Origin of the sequence: Streptomyces colwelliae (assembly GCF_048158785.1) — a bacterium.
GTDB lineage: Bacteria > Actinomycetota > Actinomycetes > Streptomycetales > Streptomycetaceae > Streptomyces.
Genome location: NZ_JBLTJC010000191.1, coordinates 1 through 19435 on the forward strand (window position 1 = coordinate 1; position 19435 = coordinate 19435).

At 71.3% G+C, this 19435-nt stretch carries 16 protein-coding genes; 14 read left to right on the forward strand and 2 right to left on the reverse strand.

Going from position 1 to position 19435, the window contains the following annotated elements; all coding sequences use genetic code 11:
- The first annotated feature begins 114 nt into the window (after positions 1-114).
- The 13 genes from ACNFOC_RS32075 (at position 115) to ACNFOC_RS32135 (ending at position 14338) form a co-directional block, all read left to right on the forward strand.
- The gene (locus tag ACNFOC_RS32075) at positions 115-822 is read left to right on the forward strand and encodes an ATP/GTP-binding protein (RefSeq protein WP_200725431.1); all 708 of its coding nucleotides are present in this window, start codon (positions 115-117) and stop codon (positions 820-822) included.
- A gap of 19 nt (positions 823-841) precedes the next feature.
- Complete coding sequence (locus ACNFOC_RS32080; RefSeq protein ID WP_416962555.1) at positions 842-1528, forward strand: flagella basal body P-ring formation protein FlgA; 687 nt, start codon at positions 842-844, stop codon at positions 1526-1528.
- Positions 1528-2349, forward strand: a complete 822-nt coding sequence (locus ACNFOC_RS32085; RefSeq protein WP_190148976.1) for a CpaE/TadZ family protein — start codon at positions 1528-1530, stop codon at positions 2347-2349. The genes ACNFOC_RS32080 and ACNFOC_RS32085 overlap by 1 nt, the downstream gene beginning before the upstream one ends.
- Positions 2346-3911 carry a TadA family conjugal transfer-associated ATPase gene (locus tag ACNFOC_RS32090; protein ID WP_190148975.1) on the forward strand — a complete coding sequence of 522 codons (1566 nt, stop codon included), beginning with the start codon at positions 2346-2348 and terminating at the stop codon, positions 3909-3911. Before ACNFOC_RS32085 ends, ACNFOC_RS32090 begins: the two co-directional genes overlap by 4 nt.
- Entirely contained in the window at positions 3908-4837 is a 930-nt protein-coding gene (locus tag ACNFOC_RS32095) for a type II secretion system F family protein (RefSeq protein ID WP_190148974.1), read from the forward strand. The genes ACNFOC_RS32090 and ACNFOC_RS32095 overlap by 4 nt, the downstream gene beginning before the upstream one ends.
- Positions 4834-5733: a type II secretion system F family protein gene (locus ACNFOC_RS32100; protein WP_024127100.1), complete on the forward strand. Its 900-nt coding sequence runs from the start codon at positions 4834-4836 to the stop codon at positions 5731-5733. Before ACNFOC_RS32095 ends, ACNFOC_RS32100 begins: the two co-directional genes overlap by 4 nt.
- Before the next feature lie 27 nt (positions 5734-5760).
- A complete protein-coding gene (locus ACNFOC_RS32105) occupies positions 5761-5958 on the forward strand; it encodes a hypothetical protein (protein ID WP_200725435.1) in 198 nt (65 codons plus the stop codon).
- Complete coding sequence (locus tag ACNFOC_RS32110) at positions 5955-6377, forward strand: TadE family protein (RefSeq protein ID WP_024127102.1); 423 nt, start codon at positions 5955-5957, stop codon at positions 6375-6377. Before ACNFOC_RS32105 ends, ACNFOC_RS32110 begins: the two co-directional genes overlap by 4 nt.
- Entirely contained in the window at positions 6374-6811 is a 438-nt protein-coding gene (locus ACNFOC_RS32115) for a TadE/TadG family type IV pilus assembly protein (protein WP_190148972.1), read from the forward strand. Before ACNFOC_RS32110 ends, ACNFOC_RS32115 begins: the two co-directional genes overlap by 4 nt.
- A gap of 12 nt (positions 6812-6823) precedes the next feature.
- Positions 6824-7261, forward strand: coding sequence for a hypothetical protein (locus ACNFOC_RS32120; protein ID WP_024127104.1), 438 nt, complete (start codon positions 6824-6826; stop codon positions 7259-7261).
- A 5-nt stretch (positions 7262-7266) separates the two neighbouring features.
- Complete coding sequence (locus tag ACNFOC_RS32125) at positions 7267-11109, forward strand: LysM peptidoglycan-binding domain-containing protein (RefSeq protein WP_416962556.1); 3843 nt, start codon at positions 7267-7269, stop codon at positions 11107-11109.
- 190 nt (positions 11110-11299) lie between these two features.
- Complete coding sequence (locus ACNFOC_RS32130; RefSeq protein ID WP_416962557.1) at positions 11300-12940, forward strand: DUF2637 domain-containing protein; 1641 nt, start codon at positions 11300-11302, stop codon at positions 12938-12940.
- Positions 12941-13051: 111 nt separating this feature from the next.
- Positions 13052-14338, forward strand: a complete 1287-nt coding sequence (locus ACNFOC_RS32135) for a hypothetical protein (protein WP_416962558.1) — start codon at positions 13052-13054, stop codon at positions 14336-14338.
- Between the two features lie 46 nt (positions 14339-14384).
- Here the strand turns inward: ACNFOC_RS32135 and ACNFOC_RS32140 are convergent, their stop codons facing one another.
- Together ACNFOC_RS32140 and ACNFOC_RS32145 are read right to left on the reverse strand one after the other, a co-directional pair.
- On the reverse strand, positions 14385-15389 hold the full coding sequence (locus ACNFOC_RS32140) for a DNA polymerase Y family protein (RefSeq protein ID WP_200725437.1): 1005 nt from the start codon (positions 15387-15389) through the stop codon (positions 14385-14387).
- The gene (locus ACNFOC_RS32145) at positions 15386-18832 is read right to left on the reverse strand and encodes a DNA polymerase III subunit alpha (protein WP_416962559.1); all 3447 of its coding nucleotides are present in this window, start codon (positions 18830-18832) and stop codon (positions 15386-15388) included. The genes ACNFOC_RS32140 and ACNFOC_RS32145 overlap by 4 nt, the downstream gene beginning before the upstream one ends.
- Before the next feature lie 260 nt (positions 18833-19092).
- On the opposite strand from ACNFOC_RS32145, the gene ACNFOC_RS32150 reads away from it, so the two are divergent.
- Positions 19093-19401, forward strand: coding sequence for a hypothetical protein (locus tag ACNFOC_RS32150; protein ID WP_212728705.1), 309 nt, complete (start codon positions 19093-19095; stop codon positions 19399-19401).
- Positions 19402-19435 lie beyond the last annotated feature (34 nt).

Genomic DNA, 19435 nt, shown 5'->3' on the forward strand with positions numbered 1-19435 from the left:
GGTTCTTGCGGGTGGCCCGGTTCTCGTACGGCTCCGGGGTGATCAGTACGAAGCGGCCGCCGCGCAGCGCCTCGTAGAGGCGGGTGCCGCCGGCGAGGGTGGGGCGGAAACGGGATGTGCAAGCTCACCGACGACACCGAGATCCCCTGCATGCCCGGGTACAACCCGGCCGACCGCTGCTTCTACGAGCTCGCGGATCCCCAGCCGCCGTCCGGTCCGGGGCACACCGACATGAACGGGGCGGACACCTCGGGTCCCGGCGCCTTCTACGTGAGGGACTGCATCGTCAACGACGTCGGCGGCATCGTCTGGCTGACCACGCCGCCCGCCACTGTTCTCCCCGACCCCGAGGTGCTGGCGCGTCAGGCCCGGGACAAGATGACGCTGCTGGGCGCGAACATCGGCAGCTCGCCGGGTCCTGACGCCCCTGGTCTCGTCGGCATGCCCGTCTGGCTGTGGAATAACAAGAGCGACACCACCTGGGGTCCCAACAGCGCGACGGCTGCGGTTCCGGGGTTGTCGGTGACGGCCACGGCCCGTGTCACCAAGATCACCTACTCCATGGGAGACGGCGGCTCGGTCACCTGCACGACCGCGGGCACGAAGTACTCCAAGACCTTCGGGGACAAGACCTCGCCGGACTGCGGCTACCGCTACACCAAGGTCTCCGCCGGCCAGTCGGGCGGGAAGTTCACCATCACCGCGACCAGCTCCTGGGAAGTCACCTGGCAGGCGTCGAACGGTGCAAGCGGGACGCTGCCCGACGAGATCCGTACGTCCAACACCACAGCGCGCGTCGGCGAGCTGCAGGTTGTCAACTAGCGCAAGGAAGACCATCACAATGCCGCGAACCAAGCAGCCGACGGCACCGTCCGAGCCGGGCTCCGCGCCTGTGCTGCTGCCGATTACCAACGACGCCCCGCGCCGCCGACGACGTCCGGTGGTCGTCGGCGCCGGCCTGGCGCTGGCCGCTGTGGGCGCCCTGGTGTCGGTGTGGATGGTCAACGAGGCCGGCGACAAGGTCTCTGTCGTTGCCACCCGGCACCCCATTGCGGCGGGCGAGAACATCAAGGCGTCGGATCTGGTGGCCACCGAGATATCCCACGACACCCAGCTGCGCTCGCTGCCCGCTTCCCGCGCATCCGACATCATCGGCAAGCCGGCCGCAGCCGACCTGCCGAGCGGTGCGCTGGTCACTGAGGACTCCGTGAGCGCCGAATCCAGTGTGACCAAGGGCAAGTCCGTGGTGGGCATCCTCGCCAAGCCGGGCCAGTTGCCCATCCAGACGCTGCGCACCGGCGATGCGGTCACCATCGTCCACACCCCTCAGGACGGCAGCGCCTCAGCCTCCTCCACCAAGGCAGGTTCCACCCCGGACAGTCTTCCTGCCGTCGTGTCCCGCGTCGGCGCGCCCGACGCCAACGGCGCCGTGGTAGTCGACGTTGCCGCGGCCGAGGTGAACAGCACGTCGCTTGCTGCCTGGGCTGCCGGCGGCAACGTTGCCATCGTGCTGAAGGCGACGAACTGATGGCGGTCATCGCACTGGTGTCGGGAAAGTCAAGCGGTGTCACCTGCTCGGCACTCGCGCTCGCCCTCTCCTCACCGAAGCCTTCCTTGCTGGTCGAGGCCGACCCCGCCGGCGGCACGATCCGCGCCGGCTACCTCGGCGGAGAAGGCAACGCAGCCACCGGACTGCACCGGCTGGCGGCCGCAGACCGCCAGGGCACCCTCGCGCGGGAGTTCTCCCAGCACTTCGTCAGCCTGGACCGCGACAACACCGGCCAGCGGATGCTCCTGCCAGGACTGACGGACCCCACGCAGGCGGCATCACTTAGCCGCACTTGGGAACCCATCTCCCGGCTGCTCGGCGTGATGGACCAGACCGGCCACGACGTGATCGTCGACGCGGGCCGCATCCTCACCGAGTCCGAGACCCGGCTGTCGACCACCCGCTACCCGACGCCGCTGCTGCACCGCGCCGACGCCGTCCTCATGGTCGTCCGCACCACCCAGGCCTCGATCGCGGCTGCCGCGCCCGCCGTGCGGGTCCTGAGGGAGGAACTCGCGCACCACGGCACGGGCTCCGACGCACTCGGGCTGCTGCTGATCGAGGAGGGTTCCTTCAACTCGAGCCAGGTACAGCAGCACTTGATGGCACCGGTGGTCGGCATGCTCGCGTGGGACCCCGACAGCGCCGACGTCTTCACTCACGGGGCTTACAAGAAGATGCCGCGCACCCTTCTGCGGTCCGCGCGCACAGCCCACCAAACGATCAATGAGCTGGTGACCAAGCGGCGCGTGCAGCTGCAACCGGCCGGAATGCAGGCGGTCACCGGGAGGGCATCATGACCGACACCAGGCCGGAGACCACGGCCCACGACTACACCGCCCTCTTCGCCCAGGCGCTCCAGGAGAGCACCACGCAGGACGCGCCGGTTCTCCGGCCCGTGCCCGCGCAGGCGTCTCCGGCCGGCCTCCCTCAGGGCCTCGTCCGGGTTCCCGACACCGCGGTCCCGGCCGCGCTCCCGGTCGGTCACGAGGTTCTCGCCGAGCTGCGTTCACAGGCCAGCATGAAGATCGGCGAGGCCGCCGGTGCCGACGCGTCCATGACCGAGCAGGACCGCCGGCAGCGCGGACAGTCGATCATCAGGCAGGTCGTCTCGGAATGGGCGACGAAGTACGCGGCCAGCGGATCGGATCTGACGCCCCAGCAGGAGCGTGCAGTACGCGAGGCGGTCTTCGACGAGTTGTTCCGCGCCGGCCGTCTCCAGCCTCTCCTGGACGACCCGCACGTCGAGAACATCATCATCTACGGCGACAAGGTGCGCGTCGACTACGCCGACCGTCCGACACGCACCTGGGACCCGATCGCGAAGACCGACCGCGACCTGATCAACCTCATCAACCACCTGGCGCGCATGCAGGGTCAGGGCGAGCGGGCGCTGACGCCGGCCACGCCGAACCTGAACCTCCGTCTGGCCGACGGATCGCGTCTGGCGGCGTCTGCGTACGTCACGCCGCGGCCGAGCATCGTCATCCGCCGCCACCGCACCCGCGGCCAGGGCCTGAACGACATGGTGCGCTGGGGCACGATCGACGCCTCGCTCGCGCACTTCCTGACCGCCGCGGTCAAGGGCCGCAAGAACATCATCGTGGTCGGCTCCCAGGGCGTGGGAAAAACGTCCCTGCTGCGCGCCATGGCCCGGGAAATCCCGAGCACCGAGCGCGTGGGCACGCTGGAGTCGGAGTACGAGCTCCATCTCCACGAGGACCCCGAGGGTCCAGAGGTCGTCGCCTACGAAGGGCGCGAGTCCAACGGTGAGCGCGGGGCCGACGGCAAGCTCCAGGGCGAGCTGTCCCTGTCCGACCTCTTCCCGCAGCTCCTGCGTATGTCGCTGCGGCGCGTGATCGTCGGCGAGGTCCGCTCCAAAGAGGTCGTGCCGATGCTGCACGCGATGAACGAGGGCGAGGGCGGGTCGATGGCCACCCTGCACGCCCGCAGCCCCCAGCTGTCGATCGAGCGCCTGGCCACCTTGTGTCTGGAGGCCGGCATCGGAATGACCGAAGCGCTGGCCTACCGGCTCATCGCCCAAGCCGTCGACTTCGTCGTCTACGTACGGCTGGTCGACGAGACCGAGCTCGTCGACCAGCGCGGCAAGCCGGGACGTAAGCACCGATTCGTCAGCCACGTCATGGAGATCACCGGCATCGGCGAGGGCGGTCGCCCCTCCCACCAGATGGTCTTCGCTCCCCGCGAGCAGGACGGGCGCCGGGAGCCGAGGGCCGTGCCCCACGGGAACATCTCCCAAAGCAACCTGGAAGACCTCGTCCGGGCCGGGCTGGACCGCACCGTCATGCAGCGACCGTGGGGCAGCTGGGGCGCGCCGCTGGAATCGGTGATGCCGCTGTGACGCTCACCCTCAACTCCCTGCTCGCCGCGCTCGGCGGTCTCGCCGCCGTCGGCGGACTCGCTCTGGCGGTCGCCGGCGGCGTCGGCTGGGCACCGTCGACGACGGTGCGCCGCCGCAGCCGCCTTGAGCGCAAGATCCGGGCCGTTTTCGTCAAGGACGCCCGTACGCCGACCTCCTGGTGGGCCCGGGGCCAGACACGCCTGGCCGGCTCTGCCGTGGCGGGCCTCGGCGTGTGGCTGTTCACCGGCTGGCTGATGGGCGGCCTGGTCACCGTCGCCGTCGTCATCGGCCTGCCCTGGCTGCTGAACACCTCCGGCTCCGGCAAGTCGCAGATCGACAAGCTGGAGGCGATCGAGGAATGGGTGCGGCGCATGTCCGACATCCACACCGTCGGCGTCAGTCTGGAGGCCACTATCCAGCGCAGCCTGGAGACCGTCCCGGGCGCCATCCGGGAGGAGGTCCGCCTCCTCGTCTCACGCCAGCAGGCCGGATGGGTGCCCCAGGACGCCTACCGGGCCTTCGCCGACGAGCTGAACGACGCAATGGTCGACGAGGTCGCCGCTCTGCTGATCCTGCACGTCGAGGACCGAGGCAGCGGGCTGAGCAAGGCTCTTCGTGAACTTGCCGAAGCCCTCCAGCATGAAGTGCTCTCACGGCGTGAGGTCGAGGCCGACCGGCAAAAGCCCCGCACCAACGACCGCTGGGTGACCATCTTCTGCCTGGCGATCTTCGGAGTCACCGCGTTCTCCGGCGCCTACGTCGAGCCCTACGACACCTTTGCCGGGCATCTCGTCCTGGCCTTCGTCGCCGTCGCCTTCGTCCTGGTCAAGATCTGGATGCGACGCATGGCGATCCTCGAACCCGCGCCCCGGTTCCTGTCGCCGGCCGACCGCTCCGGCGGCCAGATCGCCAAGGAGACGCCGTGATCTTCTCCCCCTATGCCATCGTCGGCGGCGCCGTCACCGGCCTCGGCCTGGTCATCGCCGCCCGCGGCATCCTGCCCGGTCGGCCCGACCTCGGCGACGTTCTGTCCCGCATGGATGCCACCCGGCTCGAGAACCTCGACCGCAACCGAGACAGCCAGCCCAACTCCCTCATGGAGAAGGCCGGTGCCTTCCTGCTGCGCACCGTCGGCGAAGGCACCCTGCGCCTGCCCCGCCAGCAGCTGGAGCTCGTCGGCCGGTCCCCCGCCGCGCACCTCGGGCGCAAGATCGGCCTCGCGCTGTACGGACTGCTGCTGCCTGTGCTGGCGGTGGGCCTGGCCAACCTGGCCGGCTACCCCTTCCCCGTGGCAATCCCGGCGATGGCGGGCCTCGGCCTCGCGATCGTCTTCTGGCTCCTGCCGGACCTGCAGCTCAAGCAGCAGGCCGTGGAAGCCAAGGACGACTTCCGGTACGCCGTCAAGGCATACCTGCGGCTCGTCCAGCTCGAACGCGCCGCTGACGCCGCCCCCACCCAGGCCCTGAAACGGGCCGCAGACGTCGGCGAAGGCTGGGTCTTCGCGAAGATCCGGGACACCATCACCCGCGCTGAGCTCGAAGGCATCAGCCCGTGGGAGGGCCTCAAGCGGCTCTCGCTCGAACTCGACGTCCCTGAACTCGGAGCGCCGGCCGACATCATCGCGATCGCCGGTGAGGAAGGCGCGGCCGTCGGCGACACCCTCGGCGCGCAGGCCAAGTCGCTCTCCGGCGCCCTGGTCACCACGGCGAAGGCCCAGGCCAACATGGCCTCCGAAAAAATGGTGATGCCTGTCGCGATGCTCGTCCTGATCATGACCGTATACATCGGCTATCCCGCGATCGCGCGGATCATGGCCAGCTAACTCCCTAAAGAGACAAGGAAATCCACGATGGGCAACGACCCCAACCTCATCTTCCTGAAGACCTTCTTCAGCGCCCGGATCGAGCGGCTGCGCAACGTCCGCGACGACCGAGGCTCAATCTCGATCGAGACGATGATGATCGTCGCGGGCCTCGTCGTCGTCGCCGCGATCGCCGCCGGCGTCATCCTCACCAAGGTCAACGAGAAGTCGAAAGAGATCAAGTGATCCGACTTCGCCGGGCTCTTCGCCGTTGGTCCCGCGCGCTCGCCGAGCGCGACGCGCGGGACCGCGGAGCCGTGTCCCTGGAGATGCTCATCGTCTTCCCAGCCGTACTGCTGATCATCCTGACGGTCGTGCACGTCGGCCTGTGGTGGCACGCGCGCAACGTGGCGATGTCCGCCGCACAGCTGGGGGTTGAGTCCGCCCGCGTACGAGGAGCGTCTGCAGGGACCGGCACTGCCGAGGCCCGGGAGTTCCTCTCCAGGGCCGGCGGCACCATCTCCGGCACGTCGGTAAGCGGGAGCAAGGGAGCGACGGTGACCATCCGTGTCACCGGCTACGTCGACACGATGATCCCCGGCCTGAAGCTGAGGATCGACCAGCATGCCGACGCGGCCGCCGAGCGCATCACGGAGGCCCGGTGAGCATCGCCGAAAGACTCCGCGACGACCGCGGCGCCCTGTCGCTGGAAGCGGTCATCCTGTTTCCCGTCCTCATTCTGGTGCTGCTGCTGGTCATCGCGTTCGGCCGGATCGGGTCCGCCGGCAACGCCGTCGACACCGCGGCTCGCAACGCAGCGCGCGCAGCCTCACTGGAACGCACCGGCGGTGCCGCCAGCTCCGCCGGATCGCAAATGGCGCGCAGCGTGCTGGACCAGCAAGGACTGCAGTGCACGTCCACCTCCATATCCGTCTCTACCGGCGGGTTCTCCGCGCAGATCGGTGAGCCCGCCTCGACCACCGCCACGGTGACCTGCGTGGTGCGGCTCTCGGATATCGGATTGCCCGGACTGCCCGGATCCAAGACTCTGACCAGCAGCTTTACCTCGTCAATCGACTCCTACCGCCAGCGCGGCTGACAGGACCACCGCATGCCACCCGCCCGCTTCGCCCTCACCCACCGGATCCGTCGCGCCCTGCGCAATGACCGGGGCGCGATGAGCGTGTTCGCCCTCGTGACCATCGTGGCGCTCTTCGCCGTGGCCGCGCTCGTCTACGACGGCGCCGGCAAACTGCGAGCGCTCACCCACGCCGAGGGCGTTGCCGCCGAGGCAGCGCGAGCCGGTGGCCAGGCCGTCGATGCGAGCAAGGCGATCTCCGGCGACGGCATCACCGTCGACCGCAACGCGGCCGTCGCCGCGGCACGGACCTACCTCAGCCACGCAGGGGTCAGCGGCACGGTGAGCGTGAGCGAGGACGGCGGATCCCTGGAGGTGACCGTGACCGAGTCGTACAGCGCCGTGTTCCTCGCCGGTGCCAGCGGGTCCGTCACCGGCCACGGCAGCGCCAACCTCGTCTACAAGGGGTGACGATCATGAGAAACCGCAGTACCGCCGCCACCCTGGTCCGTGCGCTCGTCGCCCTGGTGGCCCTGGTCGCGCTCCTGGTGGGCGTGCCCGCCGTTCTGCTCGGCATCGGAGTCCTGCCCGACCACGTCCCCGGCTTCGACGAGATCACCGCCGCGCTCACCAGTCCCGACTCCGGCCAGCTGTTCCTGGGCGCCATCACCCTCATCGGCTGGTACGGCTGGCTCAGTTTCGTGGCTTCGGTCGTCCTGGAGACGGGCGCCGCGCTGCGCCACGTCCGGGCTCCCCAGATCCGCCTGCTGGGCGGATCCCAGCAGCTTGCTGGCGTGCTCGTCGGCGGCATCCTCGTCCTGCTGCCGGCGGGCACCGCGATGGCAACTCCCGCCAGCGCCGCCCCCGCCAACGTGGCCACGGCCAGCGTCACCGCCGACGCCCACTCCACAACGGCCACCGCAACCAAGGCTGCGTCCTCTTCTTCCGCGGCCTGGGACGGCCCCGTCCACCACGTCCAGGACGGCGACACGCTCTGGGACATCGCGGAGAAGCGCCTGGGTGCCGGAATCGAGTGGCACCGGATCGTCGACGCCAACGAAGGCGTACGCCAGGCAGACGGCTCCCTCGTCACCGCCGACACCACCGTCCTGCAGCCCGGCTGGACCCTGCGCCTTCCCGCCGACGCCGCACCCGCCGCCGATCACGGCGGAGCCCGTCCGCAGACCGCCGGCTCCAAGGCCGCGGCCGAGACCCACACCGTCCGCGCCGGCGAAACGCTGACCGGCATCGCCGAGGACGAGCTCGGCGACGCCGACGACTATCCCCGGATCGTCGAAGCGAACAAGGGCGTGAAGCAGGCCGATGGGCGCACCCTCGGCGACCCCGACGAGATCTACCCCGGCTGGAAACTGCAGATCCCCGCCGCGGCCGGCAGCGACCAAAGCGACTCAAAGCCGCACGAGGCCCAGCCGCCGCGCGAGCAGCCCACCGACCAGGGCAAGGACCAGGGCAAGGCCGAAGACCAACCTGGCTCTGACCAGACGCAGCCGCCCGCCCAGGACAAGCCGGGCCCGGGCGCCGAGAACGGGGAGAAGGGCGGAACTGCCCAGACCCCCGGCCCGGGCACGGACAAGGACGCCCAGGACGGTGAGCAGCCGACCGCCCGGCCGGAGACCCCCACCCAGCAGCCCTCCGTGCACACTCCCGCGCCGGATCGCGAACAGCACGGCACGCCCACCCAGGCACCCCAGGCCCACGACACCGCGGACGGCTCCGACAGCGGGGACCAGAGCGTGCAGACGATCGCCGCGGCGGGAAGCATCCTGGCCGCGGCCGTCCTCGCGGTCATCGCGACCCGTCGCGCGCGCCAGCAGCGCCGCCGGCGCCCCAAGCGGCGCATCCCCATGCCCTCCGGTGCCACCGCGGACTTCGAAAAGCAGCTCCGCGTCGCGTCCGACATCACCGGCACCGAGCTCGCCGACCGCGCCCTGCGCACCCTGGCTGCCAACTGCCGCCAAGCCGGCCGGCCCCTGCCGGAAGTCGAAGCGATGCGCATCACCGCGCGCGGAGTCGAGCTCCACCTGGCCGCCGCCACCCCGCCGCTGGAACCGTTCTCCGAGCACGAGGACAACCCGACCGTGTGGTCGTGCCCCACCCGGGGCGCGAACCTCCTCGACGAAGACGAGGCCGCCGACATCACCGCGCCCTACCCGGCCCTGGTGAGCCTCGGCGAGACCGAGGACGGCGACGCGGTCCTGGTCAACCTGGAGAGCATCGGCCTGCTGCGCCTGGCCGGCAGTCCGGCCGACGTCCGCGCGGTCATGCTCGCCCTCGCCGTTGAACTCGCCTCCTCCAAGCTGGCGCCCGACACGCAGATCGTCCTCGCCGGCGCCGGCAGCGACCTGCACCACCTCTACCCCGACCAGATCGAGCACCACGCAGACCTCGGCCCGGCCGCCACCGAACTCCAGGCGCACGACGCCTTCCAGCGCCAGGCCCTCACCGACGGCGGCCACGACCACCTGCGGGCCGCCCGGCTCGGCGAGGACGGCGGCGACACCTGGATCCCCCGCATCCTCATCGCCACCGCCCCGCCCACCGGCCCGGCCGTCGCCGAGCTCGAGGACCTCCTCGCCTCCCGGCCCCGCACCTCGGTCGCGGTCGTCACCGCCGCGGGCGGCGAACTCGACCTGCCCGGCGCCTGGACGCTGCCCGCCCAGCCCGGCACCACCGTCGAACTGCCCGACCTGAACCTCGCGGTCAAGCTCCAGCACCTGGACGACGACTCCTACGACCGGCTCGTCCAGTTGATCGCCACCTCCAGCCGCACCGACGACGTCCCCCCGCCGGCGTGGACGGGGCACACCGGATTGGCCGACACCAACGGCCCCCGCCCCACCGTTCCGGTCAGCGAGGACTCCGCGCTCGCTCCGGAGACCACCGCCGCCCCTGCAATGACCACCACGGTCGCCACGCAGGGCAGCGGCCTGGCGACCGCTCTGCCGGCCTTCACCGCCTTCTCCCCCGCCCTGATCGACGACGACGCCCAGAGCGGAAACGGCGACAGCTGGGAGGAAGAGGAGGACGGCAGCGCCCTGTCCCCCGCAGTCGCGGGCTCCCCCGCCCCCGACGACCAGCCCGACGAGCACACCGACAGCAACGCCGCCGGTGAGCCCACCGACTGGGAGGACGGCGAGCCTGCTGAGGACGGCGACCCCGAGGAAGCGTCCGCGCTGGGTGCCGAGGTGTGGGACACCGCCGAGCCGGAGCAGGACTTCGAAAAGGTCCTCGACGAAGTACTCGGCGAGCAGGAGGACGACTCCCCGGCGCCGCCCGACGAGGAGGAAGCCGACTCCGGACTGTCCGCCGCCGCGCTCGGCGACGGCCGGGACGAGGAGGAGCCGCAGGAAGCGGACTCAGCCCTGGCCGACGACGAGGACGAGTCCGGCCTGACCGCGGCCGCGCTCGGTGAGACCACGACAGCCGCGACAGCGACCGAAGCACGGATCATCCCCCGCCCCAGCGCCGCGACCTCCACCGTCCTGGCCGCGCTGGCCACCCCGCCGGCCGAGCCCGCAGGCCCCCAGGTCCAGGTCCTCGGCCCGGTGAAACTGGCCGGCGCGCAGGGCCGGGTGGGCAGCAACCGGCACAACCACCTTCTGGAGATCGCCGCCTGGCTCGTGCTGCACCCGGGCCTGGGCCGCCAGGACCTCGACAACGCGATCTGGCCCGGGCTGCGAAAGACCTCCAGCACCCGCAACACCGCGATCTCGCGGCTGCGTTCCTGGCTCGGCCCCAACCCCCACCTTCCCGCCGACGACCCCCGGGGCGCCTACCTTCCCGCGGTCACCGAAGGCGTCTACCGGCTCGGCCCCGCCGTCACCTCGGACTGGGACCGCTTCAAGGAGCTGTACCAGCAGGGCATGCACCACGACGGGCAGGACGCCGACGTCGCCCTCGCCCACGCCCTGGCCCTCGTACGCGGCCGCCCCTTCGCGGATGTCGACCCCTCCAAGTACTGCTGGGCGGAAGCCGACATCCAGGAGATGATCAGCGCGATCGTCGACGTCGCCCACGAACTCGCTGAACGCCGCCGCCAGATCCGCGACTACCGGGCGGCAGCCCAGGCCGTCACCAAGGGCATGCTCGTCGACTCCCAGAGCGAGCTGCTCTACCGGGACCTCTTCACGATCTGCCACGAGATGGGCGACCGGGAGGGCCTGGAGCGCGCCGCCGCCCAGTTGGCCCGAATCAACGCCGAGGAAGGCGTCGACTCCTCGCCCGAGACCGTGGGCCTGCTGCGCACGCTCCTCAAGGGCGAGAGGATCCAGCCCACTTTGGGGTCCGCGGCCTCATGACGCGTCTCAGATTCACCGACCTCCGGTGTCACACCGCACCGCTCGATCACACCTGTAGAGAGCGAGGGGCCCTTTCGGCCGTCCGTCCGACGAAGGAGACCGCGCACATGAGCCGCCGCCGGCAGAACGCCGCCGTCCCGCCCGCCGGGCCCACCACCGCGGCGGGCCACACCAGGGAAGGAGGACAGCGATGACCACCGTCCAGTGGGCGCTGCCCGCCGGCCTCGCCGTGGCCGGAATCGGCGCCGCGGCCACCGTCGCCATGGTGTTCGGCAACCGACGCAGAGCCGCCGAGCAGAACGCCACCGCCGAGGAGCGCACCCAGCTCGCCCTCCAGCGCCGCAACGCCTGGCAGCGCCGCCTCGCCGTGATCGCGCTCGGCGTCGGCTGCCTGATGATGTTCGTCCTCGCCGGCATCGCCGCCTGGCTTTCCTTCGGGGCGCAGCGCGAGTACGCCCACGCCCACAACGGCGGCGACTGGGACGCCGCGACAGGGTTCGCGCTGCTCCTGGACGCCGGCGCCCTCAGCCTCAGCCTGATCCGCTTCTTCGAGGCTCTGACCCTGCGCTCCAGCGCGATCACGCGGATCCTGCTGCTCGGGTTCGTCTCCGCGTCAGCGGCGATGAACCTCCTCCACGCCCCCGAGGCGGGCGCCGGTTCCGCCTTCCTCGCGATGGTCCCCCCGCTGGTGTACGCGGTGCTGCTCGAGATGCTGCTCTTCAAGATCGAGCAAGTGATCATGGGACGGCAGAAGCGTCGCAAGGCCGACCGCGACCGCAACTACAGCCTGCTGCTGTGGCTGCCCTGGCCGATCGGCGCGCCGGTGAAGATGTGGAAGGCGTGGCGGGCCGAGCTCCTGGCGACCGTCGACAACGTCCGCGTGATCGGCTCCCAGCGCCCCCTCCCGTCGGCGGCTGCGCCCGCCACGGCAGAGGTGACCGTGGAGCGGGCCGAGACCGCCGCGCCCCCGGCCGTCACCACGGCGCCCATGAACGCCCTGACCGCCGGTCCCGTGCAGCCTGCCGCCCAGAAGGCCGAGGAGCCTGCGCCCACAGCGGTGGCCGCGACGGCACCGCCGGCGGCCGCGGCCATCGAACCCGGTGCCGTACCGCACGAACCCGCACCGGCGGCACCGGCGACCGCGGCCCCGGCGCCCGCCGCAGTGCCTGAGCCGCGCCCGGCCCCCGAGCCGGCGGCAGCTCCTACAGCAGCGGCGGCACCCGAACCGGAGCCGGAGCCGGTGGCGGAGCCTGCAGCTGCGGCCATGACCGAACCGGAGCCGGAGCCCGAGGGCATGGGTTCTGCGCCGGAATCCGGCGACCTCGCCGCGAAGCGTGCGCCCGAAGGCCAGCCGGGCGAGGCTGAGCCGGGGTCGCGGGAGGGCGCGGCAGACCCTGTCGAGGCTTCCAAGGTGGGCGAGCCCGCGAAGCAGGCTGACGAGGACGAGCTGCTGCCTGGCGACGAGAATGCGGACCTGGACCAGGACGAGCCGGACCCGGAGCACGACACCCCGCCGGACGAGGACGCAGAGAAGGATGCACGAGAGCGGGTGAGTATCGAGATCGACCTGTCGGTGCTGCCGCCGAACCTGTCCCAGCGCCAGCGGGCCGAGCGCATCTATGTCGCCCACCAGGCCGCGGGTGTGGCTTTGACACAAGCCGACTTGGGCAAGTGGGCCGGCTACAAGAACCCGAACTCGGGCGGCAACGAGTACCGCCGGCTGGAGAGGACGCACGGACCCATCCTGGTCCGCGAGGGTGCCACCCACGTCGACCTGAACTGGTCCCGCCACCAGCAGCAGGCTGACTCCGGTCACGCAGTGGCGGCCTGACCCCTGCGGTTACGACCTCCCCGGCCGGTGGCCCTGGCCGGGGAGATTGCTGTGTCGGACCGTGCGGGTAACCTCAGGGCGACACCAGACCGGGGACAGAGGGGGCGGCCGGTGAGCAGCCACTGGCATCGGGCCATCGCCGAGTTGAGCGCCCAGGGTGACGCCGCCCGAGCAGCCGCCCAGCGCGTGGACGACGCTCCGAGCACAGAGCGGACGACCGCCGTCGCGATCTCCTATGCGGCCGAGACCGACTATCTCCGCAGCGCAGGCATGCTGCTGCGTGCCCACCTGAGCGACCGGCGTCCGCCCCGGCGGCTACCGGTCGCCCTCATCTGGCCGTACTTCCGCGATGCGTGGAAGGCCCGGACGGTGGACCGGCTCGGCGGAGTGTGGCGGGCCATTCCCCGGGACGCCGCACTGGAGAAGATGCGCAGCGCCCCGACCGATCCTCTCCTCACCGCGGTCCTCGAGCAGGCCGAGGCCCTGCAGGCCAGCCTTCATGGCGAGCGGCAGGTGGACCGGCTGTACGAGTCCTTCATCCCCGAGCGGACGGGCCATGCAGTGGCCGATCTGGTCGGCGGTGGGGGCCGGTCGGCGCCCACGCTTCCCGGTTTCCCCGACCCGGGTCACCCGATCAACCGTGCCTTCCCCCAGGGCAGCGGAACGCGCATCCAGCCCGGTCGTGAGGCTGAGTTCACCCGGTTGTCGAGCGACCGGTTCGCGGTGCACACCCGAGCCGTTGCCCTCGGGGACGCAGTCCTTGCACTCCTCGTCGAGCACCGGGCCGCAGGCGTCCCACCGCAGCCGGGGCGGCTGCGCGGCGCCGGGCGCTGGGTGGGACGCGAGCGGCAGCTGGTGCCAGACCGGGCGAAGTGGCCGGCGAAGCTGAACGTCTACCAGGGTGTGACCCTGGCCGGACTGGGCTGGCTGGTGCTCGCATGCACGGGGTTGCCGCTGACCTTCGGGAAGGAGGCCGACCTGCTGTCCCACGCCCTGTTGCTGTTCATGGCAGCTGGCCTCATCGCCTGCACGGGCATCGGGCTCGTCATCCGGTACGGACCGAAACTGATCAAGGGGCCCGGCTTCGGCGCAGCGGTGCCCGGCATCGCAGCGGGCCTGATCGCCCTCGTCGTGTGGCAGGGGCAGGGGCCCGTCGCGAGCTACTACTTCGCCGGCCCGTACGAACGCTACGAGCGGGAGTACGCGAACGGCTGCCTCGCGGCCTCCCCCTACCGGCACGATGCAGTCCAGGCCACGGCGGACGGCGGCGTACTCGTCGTCACCCCCATCAGCGGAGAGACGACGCTGCGCCTGGGGCCGGCCGAGGACGGCGGCACCCACCCGCTTGGGCCGCTGGACCAGGCAACCCGTGAGGTCCTCGACCGGTACGGGTGCTGAGACCGGACCTTGTCTGCGGCCCTGAGGTGGGGACTCGGAGCCGGAGTCACCCGAAGGTCGATGCCGCCCCTGCGATGCCGGGACCGTAGCGACGGCGCGCCCTGTCGAGGGCAGCCTCAAGGCGGAGAAGTTTCTCGTCGCGATCGTCGAGCGTGAGCTGGTGGACGGCGTACTCGGCGGGGCGAAGGCGTTCCGCTCGTAGGGCGAGCGCGCGGACCCGGGCGCGTTGGAGACCGAGGCCGGCGAGGAGGTCGCGGGCGGCGGCCGCCAGGGCGGGGGTGTGGGCAGTCGGCTCGGTGAGGCTGCGGGTGCGGGTGGTCTGGGTGCGGTCGGCGTAGGTGACGGTGAGCGTGAGGGCCTGGGTGATCTCGCCGGCCGTGCGCAGCCGGGCGCCGAGCTCCTGGACCAGGCCGAGGACCGTGCGGTGGTGCCGGTCAGGGTCGAGCTCGTCGCCGTCGAACCGGTGTCCGGCGCTCATGGTCTTGGGGGCGGCGCCCGGGACGACGGGGCGCTCGTCGCGGCCGTGGGCGAAGTCGTGGGCTTGCCGGGCCGGTCCGGTGCCGAGGATTCGCTGGAGCGTGGTGAGCGGGGTGTCGGCGATGTCGCCGACGGTGGTGATGCCGTAGCGGGCGAGGGTGCGGGCCGTCTTGGGGCCGATGCCGGGCAGGGCCGCTGCTGGCTTCGGTCGGAGGAACGCAGCGATCTCGTACGGGTCGTCGACGACCACCGTGGCGGCGCCGGGCGGGGTGGCGTCCGCGGCCATCGCCGCGATACCGCGCGTGGGACCGGCGCCGGCCGAGCTCTGGACGCCGTGGAGCGCGAGCAGGCGCAGGCGGAGCACGGCGATGAGGCCTTCGACATCGCGGTCCCAGAAGGTGAGGGCGCCGGTGAGGTCGACGTATGCGGACCAGTCGGCGGGCAGCGGCTCGATGCGGGGGCTGATGCCGTCCAGCACGGTGAGCAGGTGTCCGTACAGCTCGTCGTTGCGCTCCACGGGATGGAAGTGGATCCGCAGAATCGCGCGCGGCCGCGGGTTCCTGGCAGGGGTCATCCGGCGCTCCCTTGGCTCTTGTGCCCGAAGCGGGTGAGGTCGGCTGATCGGCTTCCGGCGGGCTGAAGATCGCTCCAGGGGTGCATGAGAGCGCCCGCGGTGCCGACGGGGATCGCCCGCGACGGGCTGGCCTGTGCGGGGGTGGCCGCGGGGGCCTGGCCCAGGAGCTCAAGGACGGCTTGCGGCCCGTGGGTGGCGCGGGCGGCGGCGAGCTCGTCAAGATCCCAGGCCATCTCGCCGACGACGGTGCGCCGGGGTCCGCGGGCTTCAACGGTGCCGCGGACGAGGAGCAGGCCGTGGTGGAAGATCGTGTGCGCGCACCGTTCGTGAGAGTCCTCGAAGAAGGCGAGGTCGACGAGGCCGGAGCCGTCTTCGAGGGTGACGAAGATGATGCGCCTCCCGGACGCGATCGGCGGAGTCTGGGTGGATGCTCGGACGCCGGCGACAAGGACGCGCTGTCCGGGATGCATGGCGCGCAGGTGCTTGGCGTCGGTGGCGCCGATCTCGCGCAGCAGCCGGTGGTGGTCCTCCATCAGGTGCCGGGAGACGTCGATCTTCAGGACGCCGAGCTCCGCCTCCAGCCGCTCGCGGGCGGTCATCTCCCGCAGCCCGGACGGATCGGCGGCATCGAGCGGGGTGTCCAGCTGCAGCTGGCCGACGCCCGGCCGGCTGCGGGTCTGGCGGTGGAGCTCGGTCGCCTGCAGCAGCAGGTCCCGCCGCGACGACTCCCCCTTGAGCGGGTCGAGGGCGCCGATGCGGATGAGCCGCTCGACCGTCGGGAGCTTGGGGTGAGCACGGGCGTAGAGGTCCTGCAGGGAGGTGAAGGGCTGGCCCTCGGCGATTCTCGTGACCTCGTCGTCCGAGATGCCGTGCACGGAGGCGAGGGAGATCCGCACGCCCCAGCCGGATGCGGTCTGCTCGACCGTGTACTGCGGCTGTGAACGGTTGATGTCGACGGGCAGGACGGGAACGTCATGGCGGCGGGCGTCGGCGACGATCACCCGGGCCGGCCACATGCCCGGGTCGTGCTCGAGCAGCCCGGCGTAGAGCGCGGCGGGGTGATGGGCCTTGAGCCACGCGGACTGCAGCGCCGGTACGGCGAACGCCACCGCGTGGGCCCGGCAAAATCCGTATGCCCCGAACGACGAGACGATCTCCCAGACGTTGTCCAGCACGGTCGGGCTGTAGCCGCGGGCCCCGGCGAGCTGCCGGAACCAAGCCTCGACCCTCGCCAGGCGCTGCTCGTCGCTGAGGGCGCGGCGGGCTACTTCGGCCAGCGCGCGGTCGCAGCCGGTCATGACCGCCAGGATGTCGATGATTTGTTCGTGCCAGATCGTCACCCCGTACGTATCGCGCAGGACCGGTTCCAGGTCGGGGTGCGGGTAGACGGGTGCGGCGCCGTGGCGGGCGGCGATGAAGAGGGCGGGCATGCCGCCCTGGACCGGACCCGGGCGGAACAGGGAGATGTCCGCGATCACGTCCTGCGGGCCGCGGGGCTGGAGCCGGCCGACCAGATCTTGCTGGCCGGGCGACTCGAGCTGGAACATCCCGACCGTGTCGGAGTTCTGGATGAGCGCGAAAGCGAACCGGTCGTCGAGCGGGACGTGGTCGGCGTTGTCGAGGTCGATCGCCCGGCCGGTCGTGCGGCGGATCTCCTTCACCGCGTGAGCCATGGCGGACTGCATCCGGACCCCCAGGACGTCCAGCTTGAGCAGGCCCATGTCCTCGACGTCCTCTTTGTCCGCCTGGAGCATCGGGTACTCGCCGCCCGGCGTGGGCTGCACTGGCAGCCGGTCCAGGAGGCTCACGTTGGAGAGGATCACCCCGCACGGGTGCATGGCGATTCCGCGCGGCAGGGCGTCCAGTCCTTCGGCGAGCTCCCACAGCGGCCCGAACTGCTCCGCCTCAGCAGCGAGTTGCCGCAGCTCGGGGAGCTCGGTGAGGGCCGAGCGGATGTCGCAGGCGCGGATGTGCGGGAAGGACTTCGCGATCCGGTCCACGGTGTCCGGCGCCAGGCCGAGCGCGAGGCCGGCATCCCTGAGGGCGTGCCGGGCTCGGTAGGTCTCGGGCATGCCCGTGACCGCGACCCTCTGCCGTCCGAAGCGGTCGATGATCCGGTCGTAGACCTCCAGGCGGCGCGCGGACTCGACGTCGACGTCGATGTCCGGCAGCGACGTCCGCCGCTCGGACAGGAAGCGTTCGAAGAGCAGCCCGTGTTCCAGTGGGTTCGCGGTGGCGACGAACAGGCTGTGGTTGACCATGGAGCCGGCGCCGGAGCCGCGGGCTGCGACCCGGATGCCCATGTCCCGCACATCGGCGACGACTTGGGCTACGGCAAGGAAGTACGGCTCGAAGTGCAGGCGGCCGATGATGCCGAGCTCGTAGTCGAGCTGGTCCATTGCGCGCTGGTCGCGGTCGAGGCTGCGGGCGACCATGCCGCTCTCGCATCGCTGGCGCAGCAGCCGCATGGCCCCGTCAGGCCCCGGCTCGGCGCCGACCACGGAGGGTTCGGGGAAGTGCGGTACCCCAAGTCCCAGGTCCCGGGCCGGGTCGACGTCGCACGCGTCCGCGACCAGGGCGGTGTCGGCGATCAGCCGCTCGGCGCGGCGTCGGTCCGCCCCGGCGGCGGCCGCCACCCGCTCGGCGATCTCGGTCATCGCGGGCCCGTCCTTGAGCCAGCGTTCACCGCAGTCCAGGCGCCGCCGGTCGATGGGCCGCAGCAGCCGGGCCGCGTCCAGCACGTCCGCGATCCGGTGCTGGGCGGGGTCGGCGTAGCGGACGGCGTTGGTCAGAACGGCCGGAATGGCAAGGTGGTCGGCGAGCGTCAGGGTGTGCGCGGCAAGGCGGACAGAGCCCGGGCCGGTGCCGGACAGGCCCCAGCACACGATTTCCAGCCGCAGTCCGTCGCCGGTGATCTGCCGCCATGGGGCGAGGAGTCGTTCGGCGACGTCCGGGCGGCCGGCGGCGAGGGCGCGCAGGGGCTCCGATGCGGGACCGAGCAGCACCGTCAGGCCATCGCCGGCGTGCTGGGCGAGCATCTCCCAGGACGCTGTGGGCGGCTTGCCCGCGGGGAAGGCTTCGGCGTGCGCGCAGGACACCATCCGGCACAGCCGCGCCCACCCGCTCGCATCCTGGGCCAGGAACGTGGCCCGGAAGGCGGCCTCGGTGACATGGGCGCCGCCGCGTACTGGGGACCGGTGGCGTACCTCGGCCGGTGGGACATGGGCGGCGACGCCGAGATCGACGCCGAATACAGGCTTCACTCCGGCGGCCGCGGCGGCCTTCGCGAAGCGCACCGTTCCGGTGACCATGTCGCGGTCGGTCAACGCCACCGTCCCGATCTCGCGTTCGGCGGCTCGGGCGATGATGTCGCGCGGGTGCGAGGCGCCGTAGCGGGCCGAAAACCCACTGCTGACGTGTAGGTGTGGGACGCCTCCTCGCATGACACCCTCCGCCCAGATACCCCCAAACCCGTACCAACCGATCCAGTCACTCTCGACTGTATCGAACATTAATTCGAACATGCGAGTTCCGGACATCATTGTTCGGCCATCCAGGGTCGCGAGGGAGGTGTACAGAGGGGGCAGGACCGCATGTCTGAGTACGTGACGCCCGAGATCTGAGTAGCCGATCGGCTGTGCGGCGCCGGCCGCCCACCTTTGATGGGGGCATGAACGCCTCCGCACCCGCTTCCGCTCGCCTTGTGCAGTCTCCGGCCCCGAGGGAGCGCACACGACTGTGGGCCGCCCTGGCCGCACTCCTGTTCGTGCCGGCAGCTGTGGTGACCGGGATCCTGACGCTGGCCTCGGAGCAGGCCTCCCGGTGCGTGACCTACGGCGAGCAGTGCACCCCCGGCCTGCCCAGCTGGGTGTTCGAGGGGAGTGCGGGCGTCGGCACGGTGGCGCTGCTTGTCGCACTGGCCGCGCCGGCCGTACGGATGCGGCAGGCGGCGCTCACCGTCCAGGTGCTCGCCGAGGGCACCGCGCTGCTGGTCATCCTCAGCCACGCCTGAGCCAGCAGCAGGCGCATCCGGCCGTATCGGCACC

Bases quoted from the DNA above. Each gene is read 5' to 3' on its own strand.
- ACNFOC_RS32075 (WP_200725431.1), top strand. From the start codon at position 115: ATGTGCAAGCTCACCGACGACACCGAGATCCCCTGCATGCCCGGGTAC.
- ACNFOC_RS32080 (WP_416962555.1), top strand. From the start codon at position 842: ATGCCGCGAACCAAGCAGCCGACGGCACCGTCCGAGCCGGGCTCCGCG.
- ACNFOC_RS32085 (WP_190148976.1), top strand. From the start codon at position 1,528: ATGGCGGTCATCGCACTGGTGTCGGGAAAGTCAAGCGGTGTCACCTGC.
- ACNFOC_RS32090 (WP_190148975.1), top strand. From the start codon at position 2,346: ATGACCGACACCAGGCCGGAGACCACGGCCCACGACTACACCGCCCTC.
- ACNFOC_RS32105 (WP_200725435.1), top strand. From the start codon at position 5,761: ATGGGCAACGACCCCAACCTCATCTTCCTGAAGACCTTCTTCAGCGCC.
- ACNFOC_RS32120 (WP_024127104.1), top strand. From the start codon at position 6,824: ATGCCACCCGCCCGCTTCGCCCTCACCCACCGGATCCGTCGCGCCCTG.
- ACNFOC_RS32125 (WP_416962556.1), top strand. From the start codon at position 7,267: ATGAGAAACCGCAGTACCGCCGCCACCCTGGTCCGTGCGCTCGTCGCC.
- ACNFOC_RS32130 (WP_416962557.1), top strand. From the start codon at position 11,300: ATGACCACCGTCCAGTGGGCGCTGCCCGCCGGCCTCGCCGTGGCCGGA.
- ACNFOC_RS32140 (WP_200725437.1), bottom strand. From the start codon at position 15,389: ATGACCCCTGCCAGGAACCCGCGGCCGCGCGCGATTCTGCGGATCCAC.
- ACNFOC_RS32145 (WP_416962559.1), bottom strand. From the start codon at position 18,832: ATGCGAGGAGGCGTCCCACACCTACACGTCAGCAGTGGGTTTTCGGCC.